At 32.5% G+C, this 15,088-nt stretch carries 17 protein-coding genes; 6 read left to right on the plus strand and 11 right to left on the minus strand.

The window, feature by feature from the left end; genetic code table 11:
- Positions 1-55: 55 nt before the first annotated feature.
- From ACGLWY_RS17720 to ACGLWY_RS17745, 6 genes are all read right to left on the minus strand, one after another.
- Positions 56-943 carry a DUF4835 family protein gene (locus ACGLWY_RS17720; protein WP_396621015.1) on the minus strand — a complete coding sequence of 296 codons (888 nt, stop codon included), beginning with the start codon at positions 941-943 and terminating at the stop codon, positions 56-58.
- Complete coding sequence (gene coaBC, locus ACGLWY_RS17725; RefSeq protein ID WP_396621016.1) at positions 936-2,147, minus strand: bifunctional phosphopantothenoylcysteine decarboxylase/phosphopantothenate--cysteine ligase CoaBC; 1,212 nt, start codon at positions 2,145-2,147, stop codon at positions 936-938. Before coaBC ends, ACGLWY_RS17720 begins: the two co-directional genes overlap by 8 nt.
- Positions 2,148-2,158: 11 nt before the next feature.
- Positions 2,159-2,485, minus strand: coding sequence for a DNA-directed RNA polymerase subunit omega (locus ACGLWY_RS17730; RefSeq protein ID WP_117179176.1), 327 nt, complete (start codon positions 2,483-2,485; stop codon positions 2,159-2,161).
- Between the two features lie 12 nt (positions 2,486-2,497).
- Entirely contained in the window at positions 2,498-3,325 is an 828-nt protein-coding gene (locus ACGLWY_RS17735) for an outer membrane protein assembly factor BamD (RefSeq protein WP_396621017.1), read from the minus strand.
- Positions 3,326-3,442: 117 nt separating this feature from the next.
- The gene (dapA, locus tag ACGLWY_RS17740; protein WP_396621018.1) at positions 3,443-4,321 is read right to left on the minus strand and encodes a 4-hydroxy-tetrahydrodipicolinate synthase; all 879 of its coding nucleotides are present in this window, start codon (positions 4,319-4,321) and stop codon (positions 3,443-3,445) included.
- On the minus strand, positions 4,314-4,841 hold the full coding sequence (locus ACGLWY_RS17745) for a DUF6913 domain-containing protein (RefSeq protein ID WP_396621019.1): 528 nt from the start codon (positions 4,839-4,841) through the stop codon (positions 4,314-4,316). Before ACGLWY_RS17745 ends, dapA begins: the two co-directional genes overlap by 8 nt.
- A gap of 58 nt (positions 4,842-4,899) precedes the next feature.
- Between ACGLWY_RS17745 and ACGLWY_RS17750 the strand changes: the two genes are divergently transcribed.
- Together ACGLWY_RS17750 and ACGLWY_RS17755 are read left to right on the plus strand one after the other, a co-directional pair.
- Positions 4,900-5,658, plus strand: coding sequence for a 5'-nucleotidase C-terminal domain-containing protein (locus ACGLWY_RS17750; RefSeq protein WP_396621020.1), 759 nt, complete (start codon positions 4,900-4,902; stop codon positions 5,656-5,658).
- A gap of 364 nt (positions 5,659-6,022) precedes the next feature.
- Positions 6,023-6,940 (plus strand): bifunctional metallophosphatase/5'-nucleotidase, encoded by a 918-nt coding sequence (locus ACGLWY_RS17755; protein ID WP_396621021.1) that lies wholly within the window; start codon positions 6,023-6,025, stop codon positions 6,938-6,940.
- 178 nt (positions 6,941-7,118) lie between these two features.
- Here the strand turns inward: ACGLWY_RS17755 and ACGLWY_RS17760 are convergent, their stop codons facing one another.
- Positions 7,119-7,883: a hypothetical protein gene (locus ACGLWY_RS17760; protein WP_396621022.1), complete on the minus strand. Its 765-nt coding sequence runs from the start codon at positions 7,881-7,883 to the stop codon at positions 7,119-7,121.
- A gap of 165 nt (positions 7,884-8,048) precedes the next feature.
- Here ACGLWY_RS17760 and ACGLWY_RS17765 point away from each other — a divergent pair, with 165 nt between their 5' ends.
- The gene (locus ACGLWY_RS17765) at positions 8,049-8,432 is read left to right on the plus strand and encodes a DoxX family protein (protein ID WP_396621023.1); all 384 of its coding nucleotides are present in this window, start codon (positions 8,049-8,051) and stop codon (positions 8,430-8,432) included.
- A 10-nt stretch (positions 8,433-8,442) separates the two neighbouring features.
- Here the strand turns inward: ACGLWY_RS17765 and ACGLWY_RS17770 are convergent, their stop codons facing one another.
- From ACGLWY_RS17770 to ACGLWY_RS17785, 4 genes are all read right to left on the minus strand, one after another.
- Positions 8,443-9,165, minus strand: coding sequence for a hypothetical protein (locus tag ACGLWY_RS17770; protein ID WP_396621024.1), 723 nt, complete (start codon positions 9,163-9,165; stop codon positions 8,443-8,445).
- A gap of 87 nt (positions 9,166-9,252) precedes the next feature.
- Complete coding sequence (gene ligA / locus ACGLWY_RS17775) at positions 9,253-11,247, minus strand: NAD-dependent DNA ligase LigA (protein ID WP_396621025.1); 1,995 nt, start codon at positions 11,245-11,247, stop codon at positions 9,253-9,255.
- A 203-nt stretch (positions 11,248-11,450) separates the two neighbouring features.
- Positions 11,451-12,329 (minus strand): peptide chain release factor N(5)-glutamine methyltransferase, encoded by an 879-nt coding sequence (gene prmC / locus ACGLWY_RS17780; protein ID WP_396621026.1) that lies wholly within the window; start codon positions 12,327-12,329, stop codon positions 11,451-11,453.
- A gap of 127 nt (positions 12,330-12,456) precedes the next feature.
- Positions 12,457-12,948: a GNAT family N-acetyltransferase gene (locus tag ACGLWY_RS17785; RefSeq protein WP_396621027.1), complete on the minus strand. Its 492-nt coding sequence runs from the start codon at positions 12,946-12,948 to the stop codon at positions 12,457-12,459.
- A gap of 66 nt (positions 12,949-13,014) precedes the next feature.
- Between ACGLWY_RS17785 and ACGLWY_RS17790 the strand changes: the two genes are divergently transcribed.
- The 3 genes from ACGLWY_RS17790 to ACGLWY_RS17800 all read left to right on the plus strand — a co-directional run bounded on the left by ACGLWY_RS17790 (position 13,015) and on the right by ACGLWY_RS17800 (position 15,086).
- The gene (locus tag ACGLWY_RS17790) at positions 13,015-13,467 is read left to right on the plus strand and encodes a hypothetical protein (RefSeq protein ID WP_396621028.1); all 453 of its coding nucleotides are present in this window, start codon (positions 13,015-13,017) and stop codon (positions 13,465-13,467) included.
- 70 nt (positions 13,468-13,537) lie between these two features.
- On the plus strand, positions 13,538-14,482 hold the full coding sequence (gene ribD / locus ACGLWY_RS17795) for a bifunctional diaminohydroxyphosphoribosylaminopyrimidine deaminase/5-amino-6-(5-phosphoribosylamino)uracil reductase RibD (RefSeq protein WP_396621029.1): 945 nt from the start codon (positions 13,538-13,540) through the stop codon (positions 14,480-14,482).
- Complete coding sequence (locus ACGLWY_RS17800) at positions 14,475-15,086, plus strand: HAD family hydrolase (RefSeq protein ID WP_396621030.1); 612 nt, start codon at positions 14,475-14,477, stop codon at positions 15,084-15,086. Before ribD ends, ACGLWY_RS17800 begins: the two co-directional genes overlap by 8 nt.
- Positions 15,087-15,088: the final 2 nt, after the last annotated feature.

The following is a 15,088-nucleotide window of genomic DNA, read 5'->3' on the forward strand; positions in this document are numbered from 1 at the left end:
GTTAAACCTGGAACTTTAAAACTTAGAAATTTTGCACCTTTGATACTTTGAAAACCTAAAACTTAATATTTTGCCATTTGCTATTGTGCATAGGCGCTACTTTTTGTAGTGTTTCTTTAACGTCTGCTATGTTCACATTGGGGCCGTCGCTAAAAATCTGCTGAATTTCATCGGCTTTCGCATCAAAAAATGTGCGAAGCAGAAATGAATTTGGCCTACGACTATTCATAGCCTGAAACTGTTTTAAAGATGCTGCTATTTGTTCTTTGCCATCTTTAGCGTTGTTGCTCATAACATCTAAGCCTTTACGATGGTAAGTGTACATAACATCTTTATATTCCTTAAAAGTTGGTGACAAAATATTATCTATAAGTGCAAATCTGCTTTGTAACCCATCTGCTAGCTTCCAGCCTTTAAAATTATCTTGTTGAGAATAATTAACAATGGTTTGGGCTTGCTTAAAGTACGTGTCGCCTCCGTTTGGAGAAAACGATTCGGCATCTAAGCCTAAAATCATATATACATGAAATGCTAAAACAGAGACTAAATTGGATTCGTATTGCGTCGGACTAAAAACTAGATTTTGAAATTCTAAATACCTAAAATTAAAATCCTTATCGTTATAATTATAAATAGGCGTTGTAAACGACGAACCATAAACCGGTCGAGACGATTGCACTTGCAAAGATGCTTGAAAGGACTCGCCACTGTAGTTTACAATATTAATTATCATGCTACAATCAATACGTTCCTGGGAGGTAAAGGTTTTGTTTGTCCATTTCGTATTATTAATAAACTCCTTTAATTGCTTTTCTAAAGTTTTAAATATAGGCTGATTTTCATTACCTGTTTGTTGTGCATTTACTACCACATTACAGTTTAACTCTTGGGAAAAACCTACAAATCCAAAACTGAATATTAAAACTATGAGTATGTTACGCATTAATTTGTTCTAAAATTTTATTTAATAAATCGTTAGCAACATCTGCTTTCGACTTTAATTGAAATTCAGTTACGGTATCTTTGGCATCTATAAAAGTAACTTTATTAGTATCGCTTTTAAAACCAGCACCTGTATCGTTTAACGAATTTAAAACAATTAAATTTAAATTCTTTCTTTTTAATTTGTCTTTTGCGTTTTCGAGTTCGTTGTCGGTCTCTAAAGCAAATCCAACAAGATACTGATTGGTTTTAATTTCGCCTAAAGAAGCTAAAATATCTTTCGTTTTTTCTAACTCCAAAGTTAACGTAGATGTTTTCTTTTTTATTTTCTGGGCAGCGACTTCTTTTGGTTTATAATCGGCAACTGCAGCCGAAAGTATTGCGATATCTACCGTTTTGAAATGTTCGTGGACAGCATTATACATATCTTGGGCACTTACAACAGGAATAACATTTATAAGACTATGTGATACCTTTTGCTGTGTTGGACCCGTAATTAAAATAACCTCAGCACCAAGATTTGCCGAAGCTTTAGCGATTTCAAACCCCATTTTACCACTAGAATGATTGCCAATAAAACGCACTGGATCGATGGCTTCATGTGTTGGTCCCGCCGTAATAAGTATTTTTTTTCCTTTTAAAGGGAGTTTCTCTAATACATCGTTTTCAATAAACGAAACAATATCTTCAGGTTCTGCCATTCGACCCTCGCCTACCAAACCACTTGCTAATTCGCCACTTGTTGCAGGAATCATGACATTACCATAGCTTTTCAAAGCTTTAAAAGATCGTAATGTACTTTCATGTTTGTACATATCTAAATCCATCGCAGGTGCAAAATACACAGGACATTTAGCCGATAAATAAGTTGCTATCAATAAGTTATCACAAACACCATTTACCATTTTAGATAAGGTATTTGCCGTAGCTGGAGCAATAATGAACAAGTCTGCCCATAAACCTAAATCTACATGGCTGTTCCAAATAGCATTATCATCCTCTTCGTTTGTGAAAGATGAATAAACTGGGTGTTTTGAAAGTGTTGATAAGGTTAAGGGCGTAATAAAATCTTTAGAAGAAGGTGTCATAACCACTTTTACGTTGGCACCCAATTTCACAAATAACCTTACAAGAGAAGCTGTTTTGTAAGCGGCAATACCACCACTAATTCCTAATAGTATGTTCTTGCCGCTTAATATTGACATTTTAAAAAAGTTTACTGATTATCTTCCTCAGTATTTCTAAAATATATTTTGTCTGTTAACCATTCTTGAACAGCTAAAGCATGTGGTTTTGGTAATTTTTCGTAAAATTTAGAAACCTCAATTTGCTCTTTATTTTCAAAGATTTCTTCTAAACTATCGTTGTAAGTAGCAAATTCCTCTAACTTATCGATAAGTTCTTTTTTAATCTCTGTGTTAATCTGTTCAGCACGTCTAGCGATGATTGAAATTGACTCGTAGATATTGTCTGTTGGTTCGTCAATTTGATTTCTGTCGTACGTGATGGTATTAACAGGTGCATTGGTTTTCTTTAAATCCATTGTCATTGTTATTTAACTTTTAGTGCTATATTTTTTCAATTCTTCATCCAAAACCAAAGCCATCTCATTTACTTCTTCAATATGTTTGGAATTGGTATAGGCTTTTTTAAATGCTGTGTAAAATTCTTTGGCTTGTTCCAAACGATTTTTCTTTAAAGGAACAATACCGTTTGGTGTGTTTTTATATTCTATACTGTTAACGGCTAGTTTATAAGCCGAATCAAATCTTAAAAACAAAGCTTCTTCTCTCAATGTAGAACCAGGAAAATCGAATAAAAAATTATCGAACGACTTAACAGACGCTGGATAATCGGATATCGTATTATACTGTTTTGCAATACTGAATGCTTTCTTTTCTAACTTGAAATCTAATTCTTTTACCAATTTATTAGCTTCGGATAGATATTCGGACTCTGGAAACAAATTGATAAAATCTTGAAGCTTCTCAATAGCTGCTTTAGTTTCCTTTTGGTCTTTAGTATAAGCCGGAGATAACATGTAATAACTTTTTGCGCCTAAAAAAGAGGCTTCTTCTAGCTTTTCACTTTTAGGGTAACTTGAAGCAAAACGTTCAAACTGGTAACCTGCTGTATAGTAATCTTTCATTTTATAAAATGAATTTGAATACAAATACATCAATTTTTCGGCTTGCGGTTTACCTCTATAATTAGGCACTATTTGGGCAAACAATTTATTTGCTTTTGCAAATTTACCTTCGTTATATAGTTCTTCTCCCATTTTAAACTTGGCAGCAATATCTTCGTTTTTTAAAACTTTTTGATACTCGCTACAAGAACTTAAAAGTGTGATAGTTATTAATATGTAAAGAAATCTCTTCATAGTTTTGAAACAAGATGCAAAATTAAGTTATTAATATGGATTTTAAAAATATTATTTTACCGCTAAAATAACGGCTTAAACACAGCAATCATAAGGATTAAGTAATATTTAACAGTCCTAAAACTTATTTACAAACGATTTGATTTTCTCTTTTAATTGATTTGAAGCTGGCACTAATGGCAATCTAACACGGTCTCTACACAAACCTAAAGCTTCAAAAACCCCTTTAATGCCTGCGGGATTGTTTTCTTCAAAAATATAACCAATCACATCCATTAATCTGAAATGAAGTTTATAGGCGTCTTTAGCATTTCCTTTTAACCCTAAACGAATCATTTCTGAAAATTCTTTAGGAAACCCTTGCCCTATTACCGAAATAACACCAGCACCTCCTGCTAATACAATACCTAAAGCTAAATCGTCATCACCAGAAATAATTAAAAAATCTTCTGGCTTGTTTTTAATTAACTGTAAATATTGCGACACACTGTTTCCTGCTTCTTTAACGCCAATCACATTTTTAAAATCGTTAGCTAACCTTAAAGTAGTTTCTGGCTCTATATTCTTGGATGTTCTACCCGGTACGTTATATAAAATAATGTCAATTGGTGATGCTTCCGAAATAGCTTTAAAGTGCTGATAAATACCTTCTTGTGTTGGCTTACTGTAATAAGGCGACACCGATAAAATAGCATCTATATGACTTAAATCTGTAGCCTTCATTTCTTCTATAACTTCAGCTGTATTGTTGCCACCAATACCTAAAACCATTGGCACACGGCCCTTATTAGCTTTAGAAATGGTTGCTATGACATCTTTCTTTTCCTGTTTAGTTATGGTTGCAGTTTCGCCAGTAGTACCACAAACCACTAGATATTCTACACCATTTTCAATATTGAAATTTACAATATTTGCCAATGCATCGTGGTCTATACTCAAATCTGCTTTAAAAGGTGTAACCAATGCAACTCCAGTTCCTAGAAACTTACTATTCATTTTTAATTTTATTTAATATAGTTAGGTACTTAAAAATTTCAGTTTTAAATACGTTAAATTCTGTTAAGTTGGTTTTTATAATTAGGTCATTTATACGTTCGTCGGTTTGCAAGATGCCTACTTTTAATTGTGCTTTCGATAAGACTGTTAGCAATTTCAACTCTGTAACCTCAGCTTCGTAATAACTGATTAAAACATCAAACTTGGTATCTAAAAAGGTTTGTAATTCACTATTTTTAATAACACCATTCCAACCAAAATCGTTTGGGTTAAAACAAACATCCCAAGATTTAAGGGTTTCTTTTTTATTTGATGAAAAGGCTATAAGCTTTAATCTATTTGGAAGCACTTTTAAATAAGACGATAGCGTACTGAACTGTTCGAAATCATCAACTTCATCTAAATTAAAGATAATCCCTAAACTTTCAACCTTAGTATCCGAAACATTTACATGTCTTTTAGATAACAATTTGTTGATGTTTTTTTTAATAGATTTTTCTTTAAAACCCTTTAAAATCATTTATATTTATACTTTGCGCAAAGGTAACAAAAGTACATCCAAAAAATCTACTAAAAACATGAGGTTTACATATTTAATTTATTTGTTATTTATATTACTACTTTTTAATTGCAAACCGTCTAATGACTATCTGGCTAAAATTGAAGGGAAACAAATTCAAATTACAGATTCATTAGCCATTGACCCCGAAATTGAATCCTTTATAAAGCCTTATAGAGCACACATCGAAAAGGATTTAGATAGTGTATTGTCGTATGCTGTTGGCACCTACACAAAATCTGACGGTGAGTTTAATACGGCCATTGGAAATTTTATGGCAGATGCGGTTTTTAGTGAAGCCAACCCCATTTTTAAAAGTAGAACAGGCAAAGATATAGATATGGTTATTTTAAACCATGGTGGCATTCGTTCCGCTATTAATAAAGGAAATATAACCACCCGAACTGCTTTTCAATTAATGCCTTTTGAAAACAGCATCGTTGTTGTTGCTATCAAAGGAACACAAATAGACAGCTTAGTTAGCTATTTAAGTAAAGCACATAAAGCACACCCTATTTCTAAACTTAAAATAGCTATCGATAAAAATTTTAATGTGGTTGAAGCATCCATAAATGGTGAAAAAATTGTCCCAAATAAAATCTATCATGTTGCCACCAACGATTATTTATATAATGGTGGTGATGCCATGACTTTTTTTAAACCGAATGATAGCCTGTATGTTTTAAATTATAAAATACGAAATGCCTTGATAGAACATTTTAAAAAAGTGGACACCATAAACCCTGTACAAGATAACAGATTTATCCAGTTAAAATAAAGCTTATGAAACATCCATAACTAATGTATGTCAAATATGGGAATGACTATACAGATACAACATCTGACAAATAAAAAAACAATAAAAACTAACTGATGAACCATCCCTAACTAAATGTATATCAAATATGGAATGATTATACGGATGTAACATCTGGCAAATAAAAAACAATAATGATTTACAAATGAAACATCCGTAACTAAATGTATGTCAAATACGGAAATGACTATACGGATGTAACATCTGACAAATAAAAAACAATAAAAACTAACAGATGAACCATCCGTAACTAAGTTTATGTCAAATACGGTAATGATTATACGGATGTAACATCTGACAAATAAAAAACAATAAAAACTAACAGATGAAACGCAGAGATTTTATACAACAAGTGTCGGCTACAACTGCATTGGTGACCATTGGTGGTTTTGGACTTCAATCGTTTTCAACAGTTTCAAAAACATCTAAAATCACTATTTTACACACCAATGATGTCCACAGTCATATTGATGCTTTTGGACCTGAAGACGGCAGAAATGCCAACAAAGGCGGTGTTGCCAGAAGAGCAAGTTTAATTGAATCTATAAGATTAGAAAACCCAAATACGCTTTTATTGGATGCAGGCGATATTTTTCAAGGCACTCCCTATTTTAATTATTATGGAGGTGAATTGGAGTTTAAATTAATGAGCAAATTAAAGTATGATGCAGCAACTATTGGCAATCACGATTTTGATAATGGCATTGATGGTCTATACGCCCAACTACCGCATGCTGAATTTCAATTTATTTCTTCTAATTACGATTTTTCGAATACTATAATGGACACCCATGTAAAACCATATAAAATATTCAAAAAAGAACGTATTAAAATTGGGGTTTTTGGATTAGGTATTGAGCTAAATGGCTTGGTTGACCCTGCTATGTATAAAGAAACAAAGTATTTAGACCCCATTGAAATAGCACAAGACATGACACGCATTTTAAAAATGGAAGAGAAATGCGACTTGATTATATGTTTATCTCATTTAGGTTATAATTATAAAACATATCCAAATAAAATAAGCGATCTAAAACTAGCTTCCTTAACGAAGGATATTGATTTAATTATTGGCGGGCACACACATACATTTTTACAAAAACCAACTATTGTAAAAAACAACGAAGGCAAAAACATGCTAGTAAATCAAGTGGGATGTTATGGCATTAACCTAGGAAGAATCGATTTTTATTTCGATGCCAATAGAAATAAATCGGCTAACGGAACTTCAATTATTGTTTAAGAACTCATCTTGACTTTTGTTTTTAACCGAAAATGATATAAAATTTGTACAGATGAGGCGCTTTTTGCGAGGCATAGCACCGCTACGCATAGAAAAAGTAACGAAATATGGATAAATTTTAGCCATTCCTGCCTGCCGGCAGGCAGGTTTTAGGAAACAGAAAAAGTCAAGATGAGTTCTAAGATAAGACCGTATCAGATGGGTAACGATCCTTTAGCTGTACTTGTTTGGGTTTAGTAACTAAAACTTCCCTGTTCATAATATATATAAACATAACATAAAGTCCTGTGGCATACAAAGCCCTATCTAATAATTCTAAACTCCAGTTGTTTAAATAATACAACTTCACATAATTTAGCATTACAGACAGTCCAAAAAACACTACAGCAGTTAAAAATAACGCAGATTGTTTGGTTTGCGTGTTTAAATACACTCCAAAAGACACAAATGTTAAAACTATTAAAGTGAAGTTTTTAATTACAAATAAGAGTACTTCGTTTTTATTGGAAACAACAACGCTTAAAACACCATGAGCCACATATAAAAAGTAAACTGCTATTAAAAAAACGCCTAGCAAATAAGTGCCTATTAATGCTTTCGCCTCTAAAAGCTTAAATTTTGGAGCTACCATTATTAATAGGTATAAATAACTTAAAACATATAACACACTTGAAGTTTCAATTAAAACATCTTCTAAAAAAAGTATAGATGACATATCTCCTAAAAAGGAGAATAATAAAAACGAAATAAAAGCGATGCCCAAGTATCGGTATTTAAAGAAAAAGAAAATTAAGAATACAGGAATAAAAAAAGGCTTTACTGTTTTCATTATGAATGCATCTTCAGTAATAACTCCAACAACGTTTACTGCTATTAGCAATACTAATGCGTACACAAACACTTTATTAAAAGTAATTTTAAACCAATTTTTCACAATGTTCACATAAGTAGGTTAATTCAAATATAAAACATAAAAGCATATTTCAACGATAAAAACATACCTTTATCGATTATTTATTGATTTTTGTGCACTTTATCGGATAAATTAGAAATTTTCTGATAAGTAACTACTCTAAAAACGTCTAACCTTAAAACATCTCAAAGACACATGATGAAAAAATATATTCAGTTAGCATTAAGAATGACAGTAGCTATTATTTTAATTCAAACGCTTCGTTTTAAATTTACTGCACACCCAGATAGTGTTTATATTTTTGAAAAAGTTGGACTAGAACCCTATGGCAGAATAGTTATAGGTATCTTAGAACTTATTGCTGGTATTTTATTACTAATACCAAAAACAATTTGGGTTGGGGCAATGGTAACCTTGGGAGTTATTAGTGGTGCCATATTAATGCATTTAACAATATTAGGCATTGAAATAAATAAAGATGGAGGTATATTATTTTACACAGCCGTGTTAACTTTTATATTATCTGTAATAATTCTGTACCTATATAGAAAAGATATCCCTTTTAAAAACATTGTTTAATTGTTAATTGCTAATTGTTAATTAACATATTTACTTCTTCCCGCTCAGCTTCCTGCTCTATTTTAGATTGCTTATAGAAGAAATAAAAGGCTAATACATATAAGGTTGTAGAAACTGCATTAAGCAAGTTTCTTTCTGAAATATAAGTATATGCCACCCAAATGACTTCACCAAACACAATACACAGAGCACCTATAAACAAGCTTAAAGACTTCACATTATCTCTATAAAAATAATTTACCAATGAAACCGACAATAGTAATAACATAACTACGTTATATATCAATTCTACATAGTATTCATTTGTTTTATCAGACACAAAAGGATCTACTATCACTTGCAAAACATAAATTAAATATATGTTTAAAATGGTCAAAACCAGTAAATGGATTTTATAATTTCTTAAAACATAAAATAAAGAAATAGATTTAGAAGCTTCGACAAGCAAAGAAACATATGCTAATATGTATAAAGAATTTCCTAAAAAATAATCAACGTCATGCGAAATATAAGGCGTTAAAAAAATCATTAAGTCTGAAATAGAAAACAACACTAAAAAAAGTGTGAAAAATAACGACTTCTTATTTACCGTTATAAAATATAACAATGTAACTAATGGCAGTATAATTGATTTGAGAGCATTTGCAATTACATCTTTATTACTAAACTGAAATATAACAGATAGAATATAAAGTAATAATGCTAAAATCACCAAGACTTTCGACTTGTTCATAATAACAATTTTTGGTTGAAGTACAAACATAAACAAATTTTACTATTAAACGGTAAAAAAATACATTTTATCGATAAAAAATAATATTTACTTTATTTTATGTAAGAATTCATATTCATTAATTACAAGAATATTTAAGTCATCAGCCTTTTTTTTCTTACTTGGTCCCATATTATCACCCGCAACAATAAAACTTGTTTTTGATGAAATAGAACTACTCACCTTACCTCCATTATCTTCGATAAGCTTTTTAAGTTCATCGCGTGAAACAGACTCAAAAACACCCGAAATAACAATACTTTGACCTTTTAGTATATCAGTTTGCCCAATAAGTTGTTCCGCAGAAATTTCTAACTGAACACCAAACGCTTTCAATCTATTTATTATAAGGTTGTTTTCCTCTGAAGAAAAGAAAGCACGAACACTTTCGGCTATTTTAACGCCAATTTCATCAACATTTACCAATGCTTCTTCTGATGCTTCAGCAATGGCATGAATACTTTTATAATGTTTTGCTAATTTCTTAGCGACTGTTTCTCCAACATATCGAATTCCCAAGGCATACAAAACGCGTTCAAAAGGAATGTTTTTAGATTGTTCAATACCTTGAATTAAATTATCTGCACTTTTTTCGGCCATGCGTTCTAAAGGAATTACCTGCTCTTTAGTTAATTCATACAAATCTGAATAATTAGAAATCAATCCTTCATTAACTAAAAGCGCTACGGTTTCGCCTCCCAAACCTTCAATATCCATTGCTTTTCTAGATATAAAATGCTGAATACGACCAATTATCTGGGGTTTACAACCGTTATAGTTTGGGCAATAATGCTGCGCTTCACCTTCTTGTCTTACTAATTCTGTTTCACATACGGGACAATGTGTAATATACACTGTTGGTTTTGAACTTACCGGACGCTTACTTAAATCGACGCCCAAAATTTTGGGAATAATCTCTCCGCCTTTTTCTACATAAACTTCATCACCTACTCTAATATCCAATTTTTCGATTTGGTCGGCATTATGTAAGGATGCCCTTTTTACGGTTGTACCAGCAAGTTCAACGGGTTCTAAATTCGCCACAGGCGTAATAGCTCCTGTACGTCCCACTTGGTAGGTAATGCTATTTAGTTTTGTCGAAACCCGTTCTGTTTTAAACTTATATGCCATAGCCCAGCGGGGTGCTTTGGCCGTATAACCCAATTCTTCCTGTTGCTGTAAACTATTTACTTTTATAACGACACCATCTGTTTCGTAGGGTAGCTTATGGCGATGTACGTTCCAATAATCTATAAACTCCAAAACTTCATCAATAGAATTCACAAGTTTTGCGGCATCAGGTACTTTAAACCCCCATTCTCTGGCGCGTTTCAAACCATCAAATTGCGAATCAACTCCTAAGTTGAAACCTGTTAAATTATAAAGCAAACACTCCAGAGGTCGTCTTGCAACCTCGGCACTATCTTGTAATTTCAAACTACCCGATGCCGTATTTCTAGGGTTTCTATAAGGTTCTTCGCCAATCTCAATACGTTCTTCATTCATTTTAATGAATCCTTTAAAAGGCAAAACAATTTCTCCACGTATATCAAATTTCTGTGGATAATCCCCTTTTAATCTTAATGGTACCGACTTGATGGTTTTTACATTAGCAGTAACATTATCACCTTGAAAACCGTCTCCCCTGGTTACCGCTTTTACAAAAACGCCATTTTCATAAGTTAAACTAATGGAAGCACCATCGTATTTTAGTTCGCAAGTATATTGAATATCCCCTTCTATTTGCTTTTTTATGCGCGTTTCCCAGTCTAACAAATCTTCTTTTGAATAGGAGTTATCTAACGAATACATACGATGTTCGTGCGGAATCGTTTCAAAATTTTTAGTTACCTCCCCCCCTATACGTTGTGTTGGTGAATTGGCATCAAAAAATTCTGGATGCTTGGCTTCTAAATCTTGAAGTTCTTTTAATTTGATGTCGAATTCAAAATCTGAAATCGTTGCATTATCAAGTACATAATAGTTATAGTTATGCTGATTTAATTCGTTGCGTAAGCTTTGTATTTGCTGTTCTATAGTCATAGTATTTGCCACTAATTCACAAATATATTATTTATAATTATTTTTTTAGTACATGACAAAAATGAAGCGTGTCACATGGAGCCTTTCGACTAGGTTCAAGATAAACTAAAGTCGAAATGCTATTAAAAACAATATTTCCAATGTCTTCGACTGCGCTCAGACTGACATCTGAATATATTTGAATTTTTGTCATGTACTAAAAATTATTTTCTAAAATCATTATTCCAAACCCCCTTTATCATTCTATCTTTTTTGAACATATCTTGTTTTAATTCGATATTACTAAATTGGCTTTTTACCAATAACTGAATCATATCTTTTCCAAGATACTCATTGATCTCAAAAAACAACCTACCGTTTTTAGACAATTTATCAATAGCTAATCGGGTAATCGCTTTATAAAACAATAATGGGTCTTCATCTTTAACGAATAAAGCCAAATGTGGTTCGTTATCCAAAACATTTAGTTTCATATGTTGCTTTTCTTGCTCCCTCACATACGGTGGGTTTGAGACAATGATATCAAAATTCAAATCTTTAAATTCTGAGTTCCAAGTTTCAGGATTTAATATGTCAGCTTCAATAAGTTCAACACGAACCTTATTTAACCCAGCATTTTCCTTAGCTATTTTTAAAGCGTTGTAACTAATATCTAAACCATAAACTTTGGCGTTTGGTAAATGCTTTGCTAATGTGATTGCTATACAGCCACTACCCGTTCCAATATCTAATATACGTAGTTGGTGGTTGGTTGTTATTGGTTGGTGGTTCAAAATCCATGCAACCAGTTCTTCGGTTTCTGGTCTAGGTATTAGGGTATGCTCATTTACTTTAAAGGGCAATCCATAAAATTCGGTGTAACCCAATATATACTGTATGGGTTGGTGTTTTTTTAATAATTCCAAAGCATCTAAAATAGCTTTATAATTTTCAACCGAAAATTGGGGTTCCATTGCCAATTGTAGCCTGGAAACTTTATAATAAGATTCAACCAACATAAAAAAGAAACTATCTACTTCTTCTTTTCCATATAAATGATCTAATTCCTTATGAAATGTATTTTGTAGGTCTTTTAAATTCAAAGTTTTTCTTTTTTATCTAAATAATTCCACGAAGGCCCTGCTTCGGGGTATCCAATTCACTTCTCCTTTGGATTTCCCAGAACAGCCCGAAAAGGCAGTTCTGGCTGAGTAAAATCACAATCGTTAATTATAAATCCTTTACCATCCAAACACCACACGAGTAATGCCCAGTATTCCCTAAAGCACCTTTCAAATGCTTAAACCCGTAACTTTCATAAATATGAATAGCAGCTTTAAGTTGTGGTGCCGATTCTAAATAACATTGTTTGTACCCCAGTTCTTTGGCAGCTACCATACAATTTTCAAAAAGCAACTTCCCATAACCTTTACCTCTTACTTTAGGTGAAAAATACATTTTTTGGATTTCACACACATCTTCTTCAAAATCCCTTAAAGGCTTTATGCCGCCACCGCCTAAAATTTCATCGTCTTGTTCAATTACAAAATAAACATCATTATCGTTTTGATATGATTCATACATGCGTGGTGTTTCTTCATCTGAATACGCTGTACCTTCCAAAGGAATTTCAAATTCATGAAAGCATGCCCTGATAATCTGCTCTATTTGAGCGTTATCACTAGGTTCTATTTTCCGAATAACTATAGTATCTTTACTCACTTTAAAATGTTAATTTTGTACCGATATTTATCGGGATGAAGATACATTAAATCTAAAAAAAATGGGATGAAACACATTATAATCTTATCAACAATATTGCTTACCTTTTTAAACTGTTCCGTAAGTGAAAAGCCCGAATTCTTGGGAGTTGAGAATATAAAAATCCTTGAATCCACACCTGAATACATCATTCTTACCGCTGATGCCTTTTTTGAAAACCCAAATACTGTTAGCGGTGAACTGCAAGTTAATAACATAAAAGTTTTTGTTAACGATAGCGAAATGGCTTCGGTTTCGTCTAAAAACTTTGAAGTGCCTGCTAAAAAAGATTTTTCAATACCTTTAACAGCCAATGTACCTGTCGATAGTATTTTTGGCGATGAACATTTAAGCAGTTTAATTGGCAGCTTGCTAACCAAAAAAATGACCGTACAATACAAAGGTGTAATTAACTACAAAGTTTTAGGCTTTTCGCATACCTATGATATTGACAAAACCGAAGAAGTAAAAATAAAATAATCCATATTTTTTGACCAGCCACGAGACATATATAAAACGCTGTATAGACATTGCCAAAAACGGCTTAGGCATGACCAGACCTAACCCCATGGTAGGTAGTGTCATTGTTCATAACAATCAAATTATAGGCGAAGGCTTTACCAGTGCTTATGGTGGCAATCATGCCGAAGTAAATGCTATAAACTCGGTAAAAAACAAATCGCTTTTAAAGGAATCTACCATATATGTCACTTTAGAACCTTGCTCTCATTTTGGAAAAACACCACCTTGTAGCGACTTAATTATTAAGCACCAAATACCACATGTCGTTATTGGGTGTATTGACGACAATATACAAGTGGCAGGAAAAGGGATTGAAAAATTAAAAAAAGCAGGGTGTAATGTAATTGTTGGTATTGCGGAAAACGAATGCAAGGAACACCACAAACGTTTTTTTACATTCCATAACAAAAAGCGTCCATATATTATTTTAAAATGGGCAGAAACCGCAGATGGCTTTATAGCTCCTGAAACTAAAAACGAACAAAAACCCGTTTGGATAACCAATGAATATTCCAGACAACTGGTTCATAAATGGCGTGCCGAAGAACAAGCCATTTTAGTAGGATTCAATACGGTTCTACAAGACAATCCGAGTTTAACGGTAAGGGATTGGACAGGGCAAAACCCTATTCGCATTGTTATTGATAGTGAGAATAAGCTTTCTAAAAAATATACCGTTTTTAATAATGAAGCTGAAACTATAACACTTTCAAACAAGGATATCGATTCTTCAAAAAATACAGCACAGCAAATTTGCGATATACTCTTTAAAAACAACATCAATTCTGTAATTATTGAAGGCGGGGCTAAAACATTACAAACGTTTATTGATGGAAATCTTTGGGACGAAGCGCGCGTGTTTACAGGAAACACCCACTTCAAAAATGGAGTAAAAGCTCCAAAATTTTCAGGAACACTAATTTCCGAAGAGACCATTATGGGCGATGTGCTTAAAACCTACAAAAATGATTAAAACCATTATATTCGACTTTGGCAACGTCTTCATCAATTTAGATATTGAAGGTGCCATTAATCGTACTTTTAATGAATTTAAAATTGATTCTTTTTCGGAAGAAATGACCGCTTTTAATAGCTTTTACGAACAAGGCTTAATTTCAACCGAAGAATTTATTAAGTTTTACAGCGAAAACTTCCCAAATCTTTCATATGATGAACTCATAAACATTTGGAATTTTATGTTGAAGGATTTTCCCGAACACCGATTGGAGTTTTTAAAACAATTAAAAGCGACTTCAAAATACAAGCTCATTCTTTTAAGCAATACCAACGAACTTCATATTGATTGGATTAAAAAACAGGTACCATTTTACGAAGTATTTAAAAATTGCTTTGATGCATTTTATTTATCGCACGAAATCAAATTAAGGAAACCAAACCGCGAGATTTTCGACTTTGTTTTAAAGGAAAACAAACTGAATGCAAAGGAATGTCTTTTCATAGATGACAACAATGATAATTGCCATACCGCTAAACTATTAGGTATAGAAACATGGCACATCAACCCTAAAACTGAAGACATTTCTAACTTATTTAAAATTAAAAACAACTTATTTTAATT

The organism is Mariniflexile sp. HMF6888 (assembly GCF_044335535.1).
GTDB lineage: Bacteria > Bacteroidota > Bacteroidia > Flavobacteriales > Flavobacteriaceae > Mariniflexile.